We start from the raw sequence: 18,229 nt of genomic DNA on the forward strand, positions 1-18,229 counted from the left end.
CGGGAAGCTACGGCCCATGACTTCCCGCGCCGTCCGCATTTCGCTGATTATTACCATCATTCCTGGAATGGTGGGTTAACGCGCGACCGCAGTCAGTCAAACAAACCCGCCCCACGAGGCGGGTTTTTTGTTGCCGCCTCTGCCGGGCCCAGCCCCCACGCCGCAGAGAGTTTTCATGCAACAACCGCAAGCCGCCACCGCCAAGACGTCCGAGACCGACCCCTTCACTCCGGGCCATGCCGCGCCCATGGAATACCTGCGCCAGATCCTGACGGCGCGGGTCTATGACATCGCCCGCGAGACCGAACTGGACCTGGCCCAGGGCCTGTCGCGCCGCCTGGGCAACCGCGTGCACCTCAAGCGCGAGGACAACCAGCCGGTGTTCTCGTTCAAGGTGCGCGGCGCCTACAACAAGATGCGCAACACGCCGCAGGCGGCGCTGGAACGCGGCGTCATCACGGCCTCGGCCGGCAACCACGCCCAGGGCGTGGCGATCTCCGCCGCCCGGCTCGGCGTGCGCGCCACCATCGTGGTGCCGCAGACCGCGCCGCAGGTGAAGGTGGACGCGGTGCGCGCCTTCGGCGGCCCGACGGTGCAGGTGGTGCTGGCGGGCGATTCCTACAGCGATGCCTATGCCTACGCGCAGACGCTGGCCCGCGACCAGGACCTGACCTTCATCCCGGCGTTCGACGATCCCTACGTCATCGCCGGCCAGGGCACGGTGGGCATGGAGATCCTGCGCCAGCACCCGGGGCGGCTGGACGCGGTGTTCGTGCCGATCGGCGGCGGCAGCCTGGCGGCGGGGGTGTCGGTGTACATGAAGGCGGTGGATCCGTCGGTCAAGGTGATCGGGGTGCAGACGGTCGATTCCAGCGCCATGGCGCAGTCGATCCAGGTGGGCGAGCGGGTCAGCCTGGCCGAGGTCGGGCTGTTCTCGGACGGCACGGCGGTCAAGCTGGTGGGCGAGGAGACCTTCCGCCTGTGCCGCCAGTATCTGGACGAGGTCATCCTGGTGGATACCGACGCGGTCTGCGCGGCGATCAAGGACGTGTTCCTGGACACCCGCAGCGTGCTGGAACCGGCGGGCGCGCTGGCGCTGGCCGGGCTCAAGCAGTACGTCGAGCGCGAAGGCGCGCAGGGCCAGTCGCTGGTGGCGATCACCTCGGGCGCCAACATGAATTTCGACCGCATGCGCTTCGTGGCGGACCGGGCCGAGGTGGGTGAGGCGCGCGAAGCCGTGTTCGCCGTGACGCTGCCCGAGGAACGCGGCAGCTTCCGCCGCTTCTGCGCCGTGATGGGCGCGCGCAGCGTGACCGAGTTCAACTACCGCATCGCCGACGCCAACACCGCCCGCATTTTCGTCAGCGTGCAGATCGCGCGCCGCGGCGAGGGCGCGGACATCATGCGCGGCCTGGAGCAGGAAGGCTTCGCGGTCAGCGACCTGAGCCACAACGAAGTCTCCAAGCAGCACATCCGCTACATGGTGGGCGGACGCTCGCCGCTGGCGGGCGGCGAACGGCTGTTCCGTTTCGAATTCCCGGAGCGCCCGGGCGCGCTGATGAAGTTCCTGTCGGCGATGGCGCCGAACTGGAACATCAGCCTGTTCCACTACCGCAACCAGGGCGCGGACTTCAGCTCGGTGCTGGTGGGCATCCAGGCGCCGCTGGCGGACGACGCGGCGCTGGACCGCTTCCTGGCGCAGCTGGGCTACGCGCATTGGGAAGAGACGGCGAACGAGGCGTACCGGCAGTTCCTGATCTAGGCGGCGGCCTGCCCATGATGGGCCAACCCCTGATGGGCCAGCCCATGATGGGCCAACCCATGATGGGCCAGCCCGTCCACATGCACCTGGGGCTGGCCTTGCGGGCAGCGCTCCACGCGCGCCAGCACGCCATAGGCGCGGCGCAGCGTATCGGGCGTGACCACGTGCCGCGGCGGGCCTTCGGCCAGCAGGACGCCGCCGTGCAGCAGCAGCGCATGGTCGGCGTGGCGCAGCGCGATGTTCAGGTCGTGCAGCACCACCAGCGTGATGAGCCGGTGGCGGACGGTCTGGCGCCGCAGCACGTCCATGACATGGAACTGGTAGTTCAGGTCCAGCGCCGACAGCGGCTCGTCCAGCAGCAGCAGGCGCGGCCGCCGCACCAGCGCCTGCGCCAGCGAGGCCAGCTGCTTCTGGCCGCCGGACAGCTCGTCGAGGTAGCGGCTGGCGAGATGGCCGATGCCCAGTTCGGCCAGCACCTGCATGGCCTCGCGCATCAAGGCGTCGCCGCCCTGGCGCGCGCGGCCCGAGCGGGCCGCCACCAGCACCGACTCCAGCACGGTCATGTGCACGCCCTTGGGCAGGGCCTGGGGCATGTACATGGCGTGCTCGGCGCGGCGGGCCGGAGAGAGGCCGGCGAAATCCGCGCCGTCCAGCCGCAGGTCGCCGCCCAGCATGGGATTGAGCCCCGCCAGCGTCTTGAGCAGCGTCGATTTGCCGCTGCCGTTCGGTCCCAGCAGGGCCGTCAGCGTGCCTTCGGGCAGCAGCGCCGCCCGCAGGCCGCGCAGCACCGGGCGGTTGCCGTAGCCGGCGGTCAGCGAGCGGATCTCCAGCGAGGCCATGGCGTCAGGGCTGCAGCGCCAGCGTGCCGCGCATGTGCTGGGCGTGGGCCGGGAACGAGCAATAGAAGGTGTACGACTGGCCGGCGGCCAGGCGGCTGACCGGGAACGTGACGGTGGCGGTTTCGCCGCCGCCGAGCATCGGCGTCTTGGCCAGGATGCGGCCGTCGCCGGGCGCCAGGAAGTCGTGCGCCGCGCCGGCCTTGATGCCGTCGACCATGACCGCGTCGATGTCCTCGGTCTTGGTCAGCACCCAGTTGTGGCCGGCCTTTTCCTTGCTGTTCTTGCCGGTGTGGATGAGGCGCACCGTGAAGTCCTTGCAGGTCGCGGGCACCACGATGTGGTTGGGCGCGAACTTCTTGCCGGGCTGGCCTTCGACGTCGATGCTGCAGGCGGGATCGGCGGCGTGGGCGGCGCCGGTGGCCAGCAGGGCGACGAGGGCGAGCGGGTAACGGTATTGCATGGGGAGGCGTCTCCGGGGACAGGGAAAGGCGTCAGCCGCGCTTGAGGGCGCGGATGACGATGGTGAGAAAGAAGGGAATGCCGACCAGCGAGGTCACGATGCCGACCGGGATCAGGGCGCCGGGCAGCACGGTCTTGGAGGCGACCGAGGCCAGCGACAGGATCAGGGCGCCGGCCAGCGCGCTGCCGGGCAGGTAGTAGCGATGGTCCTCGCCCAGCAGCAGGCGGGCGATGTGCGGCGCCACCAGGCCGACGAAGCCGATGGTGCCGACGAACGACACCGCCAGCGCCGCCAGCGCGCTGACCCGCAGCAGGCTCACCAGGCGCAGGCGCTTGACGTCGATGCCGAAGCTGGCGGCGCGTTCCTCGCCCAGGCGCACGGCGGTGAGTTTCCAGGCGTCGCGCAACGAGAACGGCAGCGCCAGCGCCAGCGCGGCCGCCATCACGCCGACGGTGGTCCAGGTGGCGCGCGCCAGGCTGCCCATGGTCCAGAACACGATGCCTTGCAGCGCTTCCTCGCTGGCGATGAACTGCAGCAGCATGACCAGCGCCTGGAACGAATACACCAGCGCGATGCCGAACAGCACCACGCCCAGCGTCGAACCGCCGCGCCAGCGCGCCACGCGCTCCAGGATCAGCACCGACACCAGGGTGCTGGCGAAGGCCGACAGCGACACCACCATGCCGGGCGGCAGCGCCGGCACGTGCCAGTCCAGGGTGATGGCCAGCGAGGCGCCGAACGCGGCCGCGGCGGATACGCCCAGCGTATAGGGGCTGGCCAGCGGGTTGTCCAGCATGGTCTGCATCTCGGCGCCGCCCAGGCCCAGGGCCAGGCCCACCAGCAGCGCCATCAGGGCGTAGGGCAGGCGGAATTGCCAGACGATGACGCGGGTGCCGGCGTCGGCGGCGTCGGGGTGCAGCAGGGTGCGCAGCAGGTCGAGCGGCGCCAGGCCGGCCGGGCCGGTGGCGATGTCGGCCAGCAGGCTGATGGCGATGGCCACGGCCAGCGCCAGGGCCAGCGCCAGCCGCCGCCGGCGGGTGCGATGGTAGCGGGCGACGGGATCGTCCAGGACGCCGTCGGCGGCGAGGACGGTAGCGGAAGTCTGCATGATGGCGTGCCTGCTTGCCATCAACGGGCGGAGGGTGCGGTCCAGTAGGTGCCGGCGCCGTCCACGTCGAGGAAGTCGCGGTACAGCGTGGCCAGCGTGGCGTCCGGGTCCAGCGCGGCGGCGCGTTCGGGGTACAGCCACTTGGCCATCGCTTCGATCGCCGCGACGTTGTAGGGCGAGTTGTAGAACGCGTGCCAGATGCCGAAGGCGCGGCCGCGCTTGACCGCGTCCAGGTCGCGGATGCCGTCGCGTTGCAGCACGGTGGACAGGCTGGCGGCGGAGACCTCGGCCGCGGCGCCGGGGCCGACCAGCAGGCCTGGGCGGCCGGGGTCGGAGCGGCTGCCGGTGGCGATGTAGACCTGCGGCTGGGCCTTGAGCAGGAACTCCATGCTGACGTCGCCGATCGCGCCCGGCAGCACCGGGGCGGCGACGTTGACGCCGCCGGCGGCTTCCAGCAGGTCGCCGAAACTGCCGTTGCCGGTGGTGTGGCAGCAGGCGGGCCAGACGCCGGCCAGCATCTCGACGAATGCGCGCGGACGCTCGGCCTGCGGCACCGGCTGCACCAGCTCGCGAACCTTGGCCAGGTGCGACTCATAGAAGGCGATGTAGCGCTCGGCCTGTTCCGGGCGGTCGAGCGCCTGGCCCAGGATGCGCAGGCTGGGCACGGTGTTCTTGACCGGATGCTGGCGGAAGTCGATGAACACGACCGGGATGCCGGCCTGCTGCAGCGACGCGATCATCGGGTTGTTGCGGCCCGGGCCATGGCCGCTCAGGCTGAAGATGGCCACGTCCGGCTTGAGCGAGACGATCTTCTCCGGGCTGACGCTGGCTTCCGAGGTGGTGCCGATCAGCGGCACGTCGGCCGCCTTGGGGAAGCGCTTGATCAGTTGTTGCCAGGAATAGGGATCCTGCTGCTTGAGTTCGCCCTGCCAGCCGACCACGCGCGCCACCGGGTCGGCGCGATCCAGCAGCGCCATGGCGAAGACGAAGCGGCCTTCGCCCAGCAGCACCCGCTGCGGATGATCGGGCACGGTGACGACGCGGCCGGCCAGGTCGGTCACCTGGCGGGCCTGGGCGCCGGGCAGGGCGCAGAGCAGGGCGGTGGCGGCCAGCGCCGCGCGGAACATGATTTTCAAACGCATGGGAGATCCCGATCCAGTGGCCACGACACGCCCCGCGGGCTTGCGGGTAACGCGAACCATTCCTATCGGCAGGCAGTCTCCGCCATCGGGGTTCAAGAATTCGTTAAGACGCTCGCCAGGCTGTGGCGGCCCCGCCGCGAAACGGTTCGCGTGCGTGGCCGGATCGCGGTCGCGCTTACAATCTGAGATTGATTTCCATTCCCGGCTCCGCCCCATGCGCGTTCTTGTCATCGAAGACGACCCCGATATCCTCGCCAACATCACGCACCACCTGACGCGCCGCGGCTACATCGTCGACTGCGCCGAGGACGGGCTGCGCGGCTACGCCATGGCGGCCGAGGGCGGCTTCGACCTGATCGTGCTGGACCTGATGCTGCCGCGGCTGGACGGCTATGACCTGTGCCGGCGGCTGCGCACCGAGGCCGGCTGCGATACCCCGGTCATCATGGTGACCGCGCGCGATACCCTGGACAACCGGTTGACGGGGTTCGACGCCGGCGCCGACGACTACCTGGTCAAACCGTTCGCCCTGGCTGAGCTGGCCGCGCGCGCCAAGGCGCTGCTGCACCGCGCCAGCGGCGCCGGCGCGGCGCGGGTGCTGCGGGTCGGCGACCTGACGCTGGATACCGGCACGCTGGCGCTGGCGCGCGGCGGGCAGGCGCTGCGGCTGCCGCCGTCGCCGCTGCAACTGCTGATGCTGCTGATGCGCGCCAGTCCCGCGGTGGTGCACCGCGGCCGGCTCGAAGAGGCGCTGTGGCGCGATTCGCCGCCGGACAGCGACAGCCTGCGCACCCATATCCACCAGATCCGCCAGGTGGTGGACAAGCCGTTCGCCACGCCGCTGCTGCACACCGTGCATGGCATCGGCTACCAGTTGCGGGCCGTTGACGATGCGTAGCGCGCGGCGCGGGCTGGCGCGCTATCTGGTGCGCACCTACCTGCTGCTGGCGCTGCTGGTCGGCGGCGTGCTGACCTGGGTCTCGATCTGGAGCGTGAACACGCTCGAAGTCCACCTGCAGCGCATCGACATGGGCATGGCGGTCGAGCGCGTCCGCAGCGACTTCCTGGCCGGCATCGACCCGGGCCGGCCGCACCGGTTCTTCCACGGCGAACCGGGCGGCGCGGCGTTTCCGCAATGGCTGCGCGGGCTGGCGCCGGGCTTTCACAAGATCGAGCGCGACGGCCGCGTCTGGCACGTGATGGTGGACGACAAGGACGGCCAGCGCTACATGCTGCTGCGCGACTACACCGAGTACGAACGCAACCAGTCCACTTCGCACTGGACCGTGGTCAGCGGCCTGGCCGGCGGCCTGGTGCTGGCGTTCGTGCTGGGCACGCTGGCGACCCGGCGCATGCTGCGGCCGCTGGCGCGGCTGGCGGCGCAGGTCACGGCGCGCGGCGCGCAGCCGCCCCAGACCCGCCTGGCGGCGGACTATCCGCCGGACGAGATCGGCCGGCTGGCGGACGCCTTCGACGCCACCTACAACCAGCTCGAACAGGCGTTGCGGCGCGAACAGCTGTTCACGGCCGACGTCGGCCATGAACTGCGCACGCCGCTGATGGTGATTTCCAGCTCCTGCGAGCTGCTGCTGGACGAGCCCGGCCTGGACGCCGACGGCAGCGCCCGCGTGCGGCGCATCGCCGCGGCCGCGGCCGACATGGGGGAACGGCTCGACACCTACCTGATGCTGGCGCGCGGCCGCGATGCCGGCGACCAGTTCGCGCGCGACAGCGCCGGCGGCGCGGCGCGCGAACAGTTGGCGGCCTGGAGCGCGATGGCGCAACGGCGTGGCATGTCGCTGGTGCTCGAAGCGCCGGCGCAGGCGAGCATGGCGGGTCCAGGCGATGCGCCGGCGGCGGCCGGAGAGGCCGACGCGCCGCGTTATCCCGCGCCCTTGCTGCGCGCGCTGCTGTCCAACCTGATCCGCAACTCGCTGCAGTACGCCGGCCCCGGCGCGCGGGTCACGATCAGCGCCGGCCCCGACTACCTGCAGGTGGCTGACGACGGCCCGGGCATCCCGCTGGAACGGCAGGAAGCCGTCTTCAGCCCGTTCGTGCGCGGCGCGCAGCCCGATGCCGGCAACCTGGGGCTGGGCCTGTCCCTGGTGCGGCGCATCTGCGAGCACCAGGGCTGGCGCGTCTCGCTGCGGTCGGCGCCAGGGCAGGGCAGCGTGTTCCGGGTGGACCTCAGAACGACAGGTCGGCCGTGAAGGTCACGGTGCGGCCCGCGCCCGGCACGCCATAGAGCTGGAAGCCGTCGAGCGAGGCGCCGACGCGGCTGTAGTAGAACTTGTTGAACAGGTTCTCCACGTTCATGCCCAGGGTCAGCGACTTGTCGACGCGGTAGCGCGCGGCGACCGAGTGCAGCCAGTAGGACGGCGCCTTCTCGTCGTCGCGCACCCAGATGGGATGGGTGCCGGACGGGCCCGACACGGTGGAACTGTTGTTGTTCTTGCCGCCCACGTACTTGTTGTCGGTGTAGCGCCGCTTGCCCACGTATTGCGCGCCGTAGCTCAGCGACAGCTTGTCGGTGGCGGCATAGGTGGTCCACAGGTTGAACGTCAGGTCGGGCACGTTCTTGGCTTCCTCGCCGCTGTTGGCGCCCTTGGTGATGCGGCTCTTCATGGCGCTGACGCCGGCGAAGGCCGACCAGCGCGGGGTGAGGTTGCCGGCCAGCCCCAGTTCGATGCCGTCGACCCGCTTGGCGGGCAGCGCGCGCACCACGTCGGTGGCGTCGTCGCCATACTCCCAGGAGTCGGACAGCTCGGTGCGGAACACCGCGCCGGTCAGCGACAGGTCGCCCTGGGCCAGGTCCCACTTGCCGCCCAGCTCGTAGGTCTTGGACACCGCCGGCTTGTAGCTGTCGCCGCCGGTGGCGCCGTAGATGTTGTTGTTGGTCGAGGCGCCCAGCGCGGATGGCTGCGCGGCCTGGCTGTAGGCGGCGTAGAGGCTGGCTTCGGGCGCCGGCTTGTAGGTCACGCCCAGGCGGCCGCTCCAGGCGCCGTCCTCGACCCGGTTGGTGCTGTGCTTGCCGGCGGAGCCGGTGACCTGCGTGACGCGGAACCGGTCATAGCGCAGCGCGCCCTGCAGCAGCCATTGCGGCGTCAGCGTCAGCGTGTCGCCCACGTACAGGCCGGTGTTGAAGACCTCGGCGCGGTTGCCGTCGGCGCCCTTGACCGTGTCGACCCCGCCCATGTCGACGCCGCCGTTGTTGCGCAGGTCGAAGGTCGGGTTGGTCGACGGCGCCTTGATGGTGCGTTCGTGGTCGCCGTAGGTTTCCTTGTAGAACTCCACACCGGTCACCAGCTGGTGCTTGATGGCGCCGGTCTGGAAATCCAGGCTCAGGTTGGTCTGGTTGGCCAGGATGGTGTAGCGCTTGGAGGTGCCGAAGTCGTTGCCGCGCAGCTGGCCATAGGGGCTGGGGTTGTCCAGCGGCACATAGCCGCTGTACGAGGGGATGCCGTCAGCGCTGTTGACCAGCGGTCCGGCGCCGGCGTAGCCGTAGGAGGTGCGCGAGGTGCTGTTCAGGCGCGCCGGCGACAGCACGCCGATGCGGTCGGTCTGTTCCCAGCGGCTGATGTTGGACAGGCGCACGCGGTCGTTGAAATCGTGTTCCGCCTTCAGGGTGGCCTGGTCGGTGCGGGTCTGTTCGGTGTACAGCGACGGATCGCCGTACCAGGCGTTGCGCGACACGTTCGGCATGCGCTGGCCGCCGGTGCCGCGCTGGATCGGCACGCCGCCGTCGGGAATGTTGTTGTCTTCCTGGTGCAGGTAGTTCAGGGTGACGCGGGTGGGCGTGCCCAGCCCCATCGCCAGCGAGGCCGCCATGCCGGAGCGGTCGAACTCGGTCACGTCGCGCTCGGCCACGCCGTTGTGGTGGCGCATCAGATTGATGCGCAGCGCCGAGCTGTCGGTCAGTTCCTGGTTGAGGTCGGCCGTGATGCGGCGGTAGTGGTCGGTGCCCAGGCCGCCGGACGCCTTGTAGAACGAGCCCAGCCGGGCTTCCTTGCTGACCAGGTTGACGCTGCCGCCTACCGCGGAGACGCCGGACTCGATCGAGCCGGTGCCCTTGAAGACCTCGGCGCGCTCCAGGTTGAAGATGTCGGTGCGGCTGGACATGCCGGCGTCGCGGATGCCGTCCACGGTGATGCTCTGTTCCGCCGAGAAGCCGCGGATGGTGAACATGTCGCCCCAGCCCAGGTTGCCCTCGCCGGAGCTGAAGGTGATGCCGGGAACGTTGCGCAGCACGTCCTGCAGGCTCTGGGCCTGTTGTTCCTCCAGCACCTCGCGGGGCACCACGGTGATGCTCTGCGGGGTGTTCAGGAGCGGCTCGGTGAACTTGCCGGATTGCACCCGTTCCGTCTTGTAGGGCGCGGGGCTGTCGGCCTGCACCGTCACCGGCGCCAGCACCGTGGCGTTGTCGTTGGCGGGTTGCGCCTGCGCGCTGGCGGCGGCGCCAAGCGCCACGCCCAGGGTCTTGAGCGCCATCGCGCCGGGATGAGAGGGTTTGTACTGCGCCATCGTCGGGTTCCAGGAAAAGTGCCAATGAGAATCGTTAGCGATTCTAGGAAGGCCCATCTCAAGATCTCGTTAAGGCGTGTGGCGCCGGCCCCCCACCCGGAGAGGCGCGGGGTCGGTAAATCGGACCGAGGCAGGGGTGAATGAACGGCGGCGCCGGCGCCGCCGTCCCGTGGGCGTGCCGTCAGGCCGACAGCACGCCGTCGGTCATGCGCGGCAGGCCGAGCGGATTGGCGCGCTTGAGGCCGTCGGGCAGCAGCGCGTCGGGCAGGTCCTGGTAGCAGACCGGACGCAGGAAACGGCGGATGGCGGTGGCGCCGACCGAGGTCGAGGCGGGATTGGAGGTGGCCGGGAACGGGCCGCCGTGCACCATCGCATGGCTGACTTCGACGCCGGTGGGATAGCCGTTGGCCAGGATCCGGCCGGCCTTGCGTTCGAGCACCGGCAGCAGACCGCGCGCGACGTCGGCGTCGGCGTCGTCCACGAACAGGGTCGCGGTCAGCTGGCCTTCCAGGTGCTCGGCCACCGCGCGCATCTGCGCGGCGTCGCGGCATGCCACCACCAGCGAGGCGGGGCCGAACACTTCGGCCTCCAGCTCGGGCGAGGCCAGGAAGCGGGTGGCGTCGGTGCCGAAGACGGCGGGGCCGGCGGCGTTGGCGGCGGGCCGCGAGGCTTCGCCGCGTCCCAGCGTGGCGACGCTGGCGTGGCCGGCCAGGGCCTGTTCGCCTTGCGCGTAGGCCGAGAAGATACCGGGGGTCAGCATGGTGGCGGCGCCCTTGGCCTGCACCGCCTGGCCGGCGGCCTGGCGGAAGCGCTCCAGCGCCGGGCCTTCGATGCCGATCACCAGGCCGGGGTTGGTGCAGAACTGGCCCACGCCCATGACCAGCGATTCGACGAAGCCCTTGGCGATGGTCTCGGCGCGCGCTTCCAGGGCGGCGGGCAGCAGGAAGACGGGGTTGATGCTGGACATCTCGGCATACACCGGGATCGGCACCGGGCGCGCGTTGGCGGCCGCCACCAGGGCCAGGCCGCCGCGGCGCGAGCCGGTGAAGCCGACCGCGGTGATGGCCGGGTGCGTCGCCAGCGCGGTGCCGATCTCGTTGCCGGCGCCGAACAGCAGCGAAAACACGCCTTCGGGCAGGCCGTGCTTGGCCACCGCTTGCTGGATCACGCGGCCCACCATTTCGGAGGTGCCGGGATGGGCGTTGTGGGCCTTGACGATCACCGGGCAGCCGGCGGCCAGCGCCGACGCGGTATCGCCGCCCGCCACCGAGAACGCCAGCGGGAAGTTGCTGGCGCCGAATACGGCCACCGGGCCCAGCGGCACGTTGGCCAGGCGCAGATCGGCGCGCGGCAGCGGCTGGCGGTCGGGTTGGGCGGGGTCGACGGTGGCGTCCAGGAAGTAGCCGTCGCGCACCACGCGCGCGAACAGGCGCAGCTGGCCGACCGTGCGGCCGCGCTCGCCCTGCAGGCGGGCCAGCGGCAGGCCGGTTTCCAGGTGGGTGCGTTCGATCAGCGCGTCGCCCAGCGCCAGGATGCCTTCGGCGATGCTTTCGAGGAATTGCGCGCGGGTCTCGAGCGGCGCGGCGCGGTAGGGGTCGAACGCGGCGGCGGCCAGTTCCGCGGCGCGCGCCACGTCCTCGGCGGTGCCGGCGCAGAAACCGGGTTGCAGCGGTTCGCCGCGGGCCGGGTCGATGGCGTGCAGCGGGGCGCCGGCGCCCTTTACGGCCTGGGCGCCGATCAACATATTGCCGGTCAAGGTCATGAATCTCTCCGAATGAAAACGCCCCCGGAACGGGGGCGAACAGGTGTGGCGCGTCGCGGGCCTATTGGGGGCCGAGCTTGCGGATCAGGGCGTCGAGCATGTCCAGTTCCTCGGGACGCAGGTCGGTCAGCGGCGCGCGCACCGGGCCGGCATCGTGGCCGACCAGTTTGGCGCCGGCCTTGACGATGCTGACGGCGTAGCCGGCGCAGCGGTTGCGGATCTCGAGGTAGGGCAGGAAGAACTCGTCGAGCAGGCGGTTGGTGGTGTCGTGGTCATTGGCGGCGATGGCGCGGTAGAACTGCATCGCGGTCTTGGGCACGAAGTTGAAGACGGCCGACGAATACACCGGCACGCCGAGCGCGCGGTAGGCGGCGGCATAGACCTCGGCGGTGGGCAGGCCGCCCAGGTAGGAGAAGCGGTCGCCCAGCTTGCGGCGGATGCGGACCATGGCTTCGATGTCGCCGACGCCGTCCTTGAAGCCGATCAGGTTGGGGCAGCGCTCGGCCAGCCGGGCCAGGTGGTCGGCCGACAGGCGCGACTGGGCGCGGTTGTAGACGATGACGCCGATCTTGACGGACTTGCAGACCTGTTCGACGTGATCGGCGATGCCTTGCTGGGAGGCTTCGGTCAGGTAGTGCGGCAGCAGCAGCACGCCCTTGGCGCCCAGGCGCTCGGCCTCCTGGGCGTAGGCGATGGCCAGGCGGGTGGGGCCGCCGGCGCCGGCCAGGATCGGCACCTTGCCGGCGCAAGTGGTGACGGCGGTGCGGATGACATCCGAATACTCATCGGGGGCCAGCGAGAAGAACTCGCCGGTGCCACCGGCGGCGAACAGGGCGGTGGCGCCATAGGGGGCCAGCCATTCCAGGCGCTGGGCGTAGGTCTTGGCGTTGAAATTGCCTTGCGCGTCGAAATCGGTCACGGGGAAGGAGAGCAGTCCTTCCGAGACGATGGCCTTGAGCTCCTGCGGCGTGGTCATGGGCGGGTTTCCGTAAGTGGCGGGTGACCGCAGGCAGGCGTACCTGCCGTGCGAATTCTGTTGAATAGGTACGTCATCGTACAACATGATTTTCCTCCATTCAACCCGTTCCCTCAGGCATTCCGGGAGAACATTGGGGAAATCCGCAATGCGGGGCAATCCCGGTCCAACGCATAATCGTTGAAGTTGTACGATAACGTATCGCGCGCCGCCTACCGCGACGCCACTTTCGCAGAGGATTTCACCATGCTGCCCGCGGCTGGCCCAGCGCCCGTGCTGATCAAGATTCACCCCGAGGACAACGTCGCCATCGTGGCCAATGACGGCGGCCTGGCGGCCGGCGCCGCGCTGCCCGACGGCCTGACGCTGGTCGAGGCCGTGCCGCAAGGCCACAAGGTGGCGCTGCGCGACCTGGCGCAGGGCGAGCCGGTGCGCCGCTACAACGTCATCGTGGGCTACGCCGCGCGCGACCTGCCGCGCGGCAGCTGGGTCAATGAGCGCGTCACCACCATGCCCGCCGCGCGCACGCTGCAGGACCTGCCGGTCGGCACGCGCAAGCGCGCGCCGCTGCCACCGCTGGAGGGCCACACGTTCGAGGGTTACCGCAATGCCGACGGCACCGTCGGCACGCGCAATATCCTGGCGATCAGCACCACGGTGCAATGCGTGCAGGGCGTGGTCGAACACGCGGTCGAGCGCATCCGCCGCGAGCTGTTGCCGCGCTATCCCAATGTCGACGGGGTGGTGGGCATTGAGCACACCTATGGCTGCGGCGTCGCCATCGACGCGCCGGGCGCGGCGATTCCGGTGCGCACGCTGCACAACATTGCCCGCAATCCCAACTTCGGCGGCACCGCGATGGTGGTGAGCCTGGGGTGCGAGAAACTGCAGCCCGAGCGCCTGCTGGCGCCCGGCGCGATCCCGATCCGCGCTGGCGAGGGCATGGCGGCGGACGGCGGCGTCGATACCATCGTGCTGCAGGACGACGAACACGTGGGCTTCGAGTCCATGATCGCCAACATCATGCGCACCGCCGAGCGCCATCTGCGGATCCTGGACCAGCGCCGCCGCGAAACCTGTCCGGTGTCCGAGCTGGTGGTGGGCGTGCAGTGCGGCGGCAGCGACGCGTTCTCGGGCGTGACGGCCAATCCGGCGGTCGGCTTCGCGGCCGACCTGGTGGTGCGCGCCGGCGGCACCGTGATGTTCTCGGAAAACACCGAGGTGCGCGACGGCATCGACCAGTTGACCGCGCGCGCCGCCACGCCGGAAGTGGCGCAGGCGCTGGTGCGCGAAATGGCCTGGTACGACGAATACCTGCAACGCGGCAGCGCCGACCGCAGCGCCAACACAAGCCCGGGCAACAAGAAGGGCGGCCTGTCCAACATCGTCGAGAAGGCGATGGGGTCGATCATCAAGTCCGGCACGTCCAATATCGACGGCGTGCTGTCGCCGGGCGAACGGCTGACGCGCAAGGGCCTGATCTTCGCGGCCACGCCGGCCAGCGATTTCATCTGCGGCACGCTGCAGCTGGCGGCGGGCATGAACCTGCACATCTTCACGACCGGCCGCGGCACGCCTTATGGGCTGGCGCAGGTGCCGGTGATCAAGGTCGCCACGCGCAGCGACCTGGCGCGGCGCTGGCACGACCTGATGGATGTGGACGCCGGCCGCATCGCCACCGGCCAGGCCAGCATCGAGGACGTGGGCTGGGAGCTGTTCCGCCTGATGCTGGACGTGGCCAGCGGCCGGCGCCAGACCTGTGCCGAGGCGCTCAAGCTGCACAACGCCCTGGCGCTGTTCAACCCGGGTCCGGTGACCTGACGCCTTTCCCTCGGGTCCGCCGGCGGCGGAGCCGACGCAAGCGGCACCCCGGCGCGCGACGCCGGGGGCTGGACCGGGCCTGCCGCGGCCGGCCCGGACACTCTACTTACAACGACAACGGAGACAACATGGATTCAAACAGAAGGCACCTGCTGGCCGGCGCCGCCGCGCTGGGACTGGCGCGCCTGACGCCGGCCTGGGCCCAGGCGGATGCATGGCCGACGCGGCCGGTGCGCATCGTGGTGCCGTATCCGCCCGGCGGTTCGTCGGACATCATCGCGCGCGTGATCGCGCCGCGCCTGGCCGAGGCGCTCAAGCAGACGGTGGTGGTCGAGAACAAGCCCGGCGCCAACGGCAACCTGGGCGCCGGCATCGTGGTGCAGTCGGCGCAGGAGGGCCATACGGTGCTGCTGTGCGACGTCGGCGCGCTGGCGATCAGCCCGTCGGTCTACACCAAGCTCAGCTTCGATCCGTCCAGGGACCTGCGCGCGGTCGGCATGCTGGCCTATTCGCCGCACGTGCTGGCGGTGCATCCGGATGTGCCCGCCAGGACCGTGCCGGAGCTGGTGGCGCTGTCGAAGAAGCAGCGTCTGAACTTCGCCGTCACCGCCATCGGCAGCGCGCCGCACCTGGCGGCCGTGGCGGTGCAGCAGGCCACCGGCGCGCAATGGGAATACGTGCCCTACAAGGGCGGTTCGCAGGCGGTGACGGACACCATCGGCGGCCAGACCCAGGTCATCATGAACGGCCTGCTGGCGACGCTGCCGCACATCAAGGGCGGCAAGCTGCGCGCGATCGCGATCTCGAAGAAGGAACGCATGCAGCTGGTGGCCGACATCCCGACGATTTCGGAGCAGGGCGTGGCGGGCTTCGAGTCCGGCACCTGGCAGGGCGTGATGGCGCCCGTCACCACCACCGACAAGACCGCCAGCCTGCTGGCCACGCTGATGGGCCAGATCGTCAACCAGCCCGACGTGAAATCGCAGCTGAACGAGCAGGGCGCCGAGATCGTAGTGCGCGATCCGGCGCAGCTGACGCAGTTCTTCAACAGCGAGCGGGCGCGCTGGGCCAAGGTGGTGCAGAGCGCCGATATCCGGCTGGATTGAGGCGGGCGGCCGGCATGTCCGGCCCTCCAAAAGACCGCGGACCGTGAAGCGCCTGGCGCCGCACGGTCCGCTTTTTTTGGAATGCCTCGATCAGTCGGCCGTCTGCGTATCCGACGGCGCCTGGGCCGGCGTGCCCACCGAGGTATCGACAGAGGTGTCGACCGGCGCGTCCACGGACGTATCGGCGGGCGCGGCGGCCTCGGCCTGCGCCGGTTGCTTGGCGCCTTCCGCGGCCGGCTTGCCCTTGTTCGCATTGCCCTTGCCGCCGCGGCCGCCCGCCTTGGCGTGGCGGCGCGAGGCCATGCGCTTGGCGTGCTGCGCCTCGTTGGCGGTGACGGCGCCGGCGGGTTCGCCGTTCAGGTCCACGCGCGCGGCGGCCTCGACCATGCAGTCCCAGTAGCGGCGGCCGTCACACCAGGTCTTGACGGCCTGCTTGATCTCGTCGGCGCTGAGCTGCAGGGCCTTGGCGTGTTGCACCAGATCCTCGAGCACGCCCAGCTTGAGCGGCACCTTGGGCGCCGGCTTCTTGGGGAAGGCCTTGGGGAATTGCCGTTGCAACCGCGAAATGGCGATCAGCACCGGGTCGACCGCCGGCGCCTCGCGTCGTTCGCCAGCCGGCGAACGCGCAGGTTTCTTCCGGGCGGCAGCCGCATCGTCGGACGGACGCGCGGAGGGCTTGCGCGACCCCGCTTCGTTGGTGGCCGGACGGGCGGGTTTCTTTTTGGAAGCCGCCTCTTCGGGAGCCTGCTTCACGAGCAGTTCTCGGATTGCGGCGAGCTGTTCTAGACCCATGGTGTGCTGCGACTTCAAATGTTGAAAGCGTGGAGCATAACAGTTGTAGCGGGTCAGATTGAAGTTGCGGCCCTCCGGCGGCCGTCGTAAGCTCGTGGCCACCATGGGGATGCACACGCCGGTTACGTTTACAAGCCCGTCCGCCGCCGCCCGCCGCGCGGTGGCGTGGCTGGCGGCGGCGTTGCTGGTTTTCCAGTCGCTGGTGGCCTCCGCGGCGTTCGGCGCGCCCGCGCCGGCGGCGTCCGCGGGGGTGTCCGGAAATGGCGCCAGCGTCATCCTCTGCACCGCCAGCGGTCCGCGCGTGGTGGTGTTGGCGCCGGATGCACCGGCCAGCCCGTCCGCGGCCGGCCATGACGCCGGGGCCCTGGGCGGCCCGTTGCCGCACTGCTGCGCGTCGACCTGCGCCATGCTGGGCGGGGCTTGTCCGCCCGCGCCAGCCGGCATCGCCTGGCGCCTGCCGGCCGAGCTGCCGGCGTTGCCTTTCGCCATTGACGTCGCGCCGCATCCCCGCGGCGAGCTGCTGTGGCTGCCACAGCAGTCACGGGCCCCGCCGCGCGCGGCCTGATGCCGTTTTCGCGCCGCGCCTGCACGGTTTCGCCCGGCTCGCTCGTCGTGTGACACACACGGGACCCCGGCCCAGGCGCCTGCCGCGCCCCGTCTCGTGCGCCATTCCTTCCGCGACTTTCCCGCGCGCCTGCCGCGCGTCTCTTATTCGCCACGCGGCCCGGCGCCGCCCATTTTTCAGGAGATTCATCATGTTCAAACCCGTTCTGATCGCCGCCACGCTGATCCTGGCCCCGCAATGGGCCTGGGCCCACGCCCACCTGCAGCGCGCCACGCCGGCCGACAAGGCCGAAGTGGCCACGCCGTCCTCGGTGAGCGCCAGCTTTTCCGAAGGGCTGGAGCCCGCGTTTTCCACGCTGACCGTGCTGGATGCCGCCGGCAAGCCCGCCGTCACGGCCAAGGCGGCGCCGGCGCCCGGTGACGACAAGACGCTGGTGCTGCCGGTGGCCAAGCCCCTGCCGGCCGGCGCCTACACGGTCAAATGGCAGGCGCTGTCCAAGGACGGCCACAAGACCGACGGCGCCTGGACCTTCACGGTCAAGCCTTGAGATGACCCCGTTGTTGCTGGCGTTCGCGCTGTGCCGGGCCCTCGCCGCCGGCGCGGTGGCGGTGTTGTTCGGCGCTGGCGCGATGCTGGCCCTGGGCGGTTCGCCCCGCCTCGAGCTGGAGACGGAAGCCGCGCTGCGGCGCGTTTTCCGCCTGGCGGGGATCGTCGGGCTCGCCGCCACGCTGTGCCTGTTGCCGTTGCAGGCCGCCAGCATCGCCGGCGACTGGCACGCGATGTTCGATGAAGACATGCTCGACACGGTCATCCTGCAGACCCGCTACGGGCAGGTCTGGATCGTGCGGGCGGTGGCCGCGGCGGCGCTGCTGGGCGTGGTGCTCGGCTTGCGGCCCGGCAGCCCCAGCCTGATCGCCGGGGTCGCCGCGCTGGCGCTGGCGCCGCTGGCCTTGAGCGGCCATGCGGCGATGCACGAGGGCTGGCTGGGGCTGGCGCACGCGCTGAATGACTTCCTGCACGTGCTGGCGGCGGCGTTCTGGCTGGGATCGCTGCCGGTGTTCCTGCTGTGGCTGGCGGCTTGGCGGCGGCCGGCGTGGCGGCGGGACGCCACGCGGGCGCTGCTGCGCTTTTCGGCCTGGGGGCATGTGGCCGTGGCCGTGCTGCTGTTGAGCGGGGTCGCCAACGCGGCGCTGATTCTCGGCCCCGGGTTGCCCGACCCGGCCTCCGGCTACGTGCAGGTGTTGCTGGTCAAGGCGCTGTTGGCGCTGGCGATGACGGGCCTGGCGCTGCGCAACCGCTATCGCTGGATCGCGCGCATCCGGACACAACCCGTGGTGGCGTTGCGCGCGATCCGGCGCAACACGCTATGGGAGCT

Annotated in this window: 16 protein-coding genes; 8 read left to right on the forward strand and 8 right to left on the reverse strand. The window is 70.5% G+C overall.

Going from position 1 to position 18,229, the window contains the following annotated elements; genetic code table 11:
- Window positions 1–175: 175 nt before the first annotated feature.
- Window positions 176–1,762 (forward strand): threonine ammonia-lyase, biosynthetic, encoded by a 1,587-nt coding sequence (gene ilvA, locus AOZ53_RS12745; protein ID WP_082380311.1) that lies wholly within the window; start codon window positions 176–178, stop codon window positions 1,760–1,762.
- Here the strand turns inward: ilvA and AOZ53_RS12750 are convergent.
- Genes AOZ53_RS12750 through AOZ53_RS12765 form a run of 4 tightly spaced genes read right to left on the reverse strand, consistent with a single transcriptional unit; the run spans window position 1,759 to window position 5,311 of the window.
- Complete coding sequence (locus AOZ53_RS12750) at window positions 1,759–2,601, reverse strand: ABC transporter ATP-binding protein (RefSeq protein WP_054488047.1); 843 nt, start codon at window positions 2,599–2,601, stop codon at window positions 1,759–1,761. The two genes, ilvA and AOZ53_RS12750, sit on opposite strands and share 4 nt — an antisense overlap.
- 4 nt (window positions 2,602–2,605) lie before the next feature.
- A complete protein-coding gene (azu, locus tag AOZ53_RS12755) occupies window positions 2,606–3,061 on the reverse strand; it encodes an azurin (protein WP_054430502.1) in 456 nt (151 codons plus the stop codon).
- A 31-nt stretch (window positions 3,062–3,092) separates the two neighbouring features.
- The gene (locus tag AOZ53_RS12760; RefSeq protein ID WP_054430501.1) at window positions 3,093–4,169 is read right to left on the reverse strand and encodes a FecCD family ABC transporter permease; all 1,077 of its coding nucleotides are present in this window, start codon (window positions 4,167–4,169) and stop codon (window positions 3,093–3,095) included.
- Between the two features lie 20 nt (window positions 4,170–4,189).
- Entirely contained in the window at window positions 4,190–5,311 is a 1,122-nt protein-coding gene (locus tag AOZ53_RS12765; RefSeq protein ID WP_054488048.1) for an ABC transporter substrate-binding protein, read from the reverse strand.
- Window positions 5,312–5,525: 214 nt separating this feature from the next.
- Here AOZ53_RS12765 and AOZ53_RS12770 point away from each other — a divergent pair, with 214 nt between their 5' ends.
- Complete coding sequence (locus tag AOZ53_RS12770) at window positions 5,526–6,209, forward strand: response regulator transcription factor (RefSeq protein WP_054430499.1); 684 nt, start codon at window positions 5,526–5,528, stop codon at window positions 6,207–6,209.
- Window positions 6,202–7,521, forward strand: a complete 1,320-nt coding sequence (locus tag AOZ53_RS12775) for a sensor histidine kinase (RefSeq protein ID WP_054488049.1) — start codon at window positions 6,202–6,204, stop codon at window positions 7,519–7,521. The genes AOZ53_RS12770 and AOZ53_RS12775 overlap by 8 nt, the downstream gene beginning before the upstream one ends.
- Here AOZ53_RS12775 and AOZ53_RS12780 read toward each other — a convergent pair.
- The 3 genes from AOZ53_RS12780 to kdgD all read right to left on the reverse strand — a co-directional run bounded on the left by AOZ53_RS12780 (window position 7,499) and on the right by kdgD (window position 12,570).
- Window positions 7,499–9,832 carry a TonB-dependent receptor gene (locus AOZ53_RS12780; protein WP_054488051.1) on the reverse strand — a complete coding sequence of 778 codons (2,334 nt, stop codon included), beginning with the start codon at window positions 9,830–9,832 and terminating at the stop codon, window positions 7,499–7,501. The genes AOZ53_RS12775 and AOZ53_RS12780 overlap by 23 nt on opposite strands.
- A 181-nt stretch (window positions 9,833–10,013) precedes the next feature.
- Window positions 10,014–11,594: an aldehyde dehydrogenase (NADP(+)) gene (locus AOZ53_RS12785; RefSeq protein ID WP_054430496.1), complete on the reverse strand. Its 1,581-nt coding sequence runs from the start codon at window positions 11,592–11,594 to the stop codon at window positions 10,014–10,016.
- 61 nt (window positions 11,595–11,655) lie between these two features.
- Window positions 11,656–12,570, reverse strand: coding sequence for a 5-dehydro-4-deoxyglucarate dehydratase (kdgD, locus tag AOZ53_RS12790; protein WP_054430495.1), 915 nt, complete (start codon window positions 12,568–12,570; stop codon window positions 11,656–11,658).
- A 246-nt stretch (window positions 12,571–12,816) separates the two neighbouring features.
- Here kdgD and garD point away from each other — a divergent pair, with 246 nt between their 5' ends.
- Together garD and AOZ53_RS12800 are read left to right on the forward strand one after the other, a co-directional pair.
- Window positions 12,817–14,391 (forward strand): galactarate dehydratase, encoded by a 1,575-nt coding sequence (garD, locus tag AOZ53_RS12795; RefSeq protein WP_054488115.1) that lies wholly within the window; start codon window positions 12,817–12,819, stop codon window positions 14,389–14,391.
- A 128-nt stretch (window positions 14,392–14,519) separates the two neighbouring features.
- Window positions 14,520–15,497 carry a Bug family tripartite tricarboxylate transporter substrate binding protein gene (locus AOZ53_RS12800; RefSeq protein ID WP_054474435.1) on the forward strand — a complete coding sequence of 326 codons (978 nt, stop codon included), beginning with the start codon at window positions 14,520–14,522 and terminating at the stop codon, window positions 15,495–15,497.
- A 90-nt stretch (window positions 15,498–15,587) separates the two neighbouring features.
- Here AOZ53_RS12800 and AOZ53_RS12805 read toward each other — a convergent pair whose 3' ends face one another.
- On the reverse strand, window positions 15,588–16,250 hold the full coding sequence (locus AOZ53_RS12805; protein ID WP_054488053.1) for a ProQ/FinO family protein: 663 nt from the start codon (window positions 16,248–16,250) through the stop codon (window positions 15,588–15,590).
- 148 nt (window positions 16,251–16,398) lie between these two features.
- Here AOZ53_RS12805 and AOZ53_RS12810 point away from each other — a divergent pair, with 148 nt between their 5' ends.
- The 3 genes from AOZ53_RS12810 to copD form a co-directional block, all read left to right on the forward strand.
- A complete protein-coding gene (locus tag AOZ53_RS12810) occupies window positions 16,399–16,854 on the forward strand; it encodes a hypothetical protein (protein WP_156333380.1) in 456 nt (151 codons plus the stop codon).
- A gap of 190 nt (window positions 16,855–17,044) precedes the next feature.
- Complete coding sequence (copC, locus tag AOZ53_RS12815) at window positions 17,045–17,401, forward strand: copper homeostasis periplasmic binding protein CopC (RefSeq protein WP_054488056.1); 357 nt, start codon at window positions 17,045–17,047, stop codon at window positions 17,399–17,401.
- A gap of 1 nt (window position 17,402) precedes the next feature.
- Window positions 17,403–18,229 (forward strand): copper homeostasis membrane protein CopD (copD, locus tag AOZ53_RS12820; protein ID WP_054488123.1); only part of this gene is annotated, 827 nt, incomplete at its 3' end.

Source organism: Achromobacter sp. 2789STDY5608621 (genome assembly GCF_001299375.1).
Classification (GTDB): Bacteria; Pseudomonadota; Gammaproteobacteria; order Burkholderiales; family Burkholderiaceae_B; genus Achromobacter; species Achromobacter insuavis.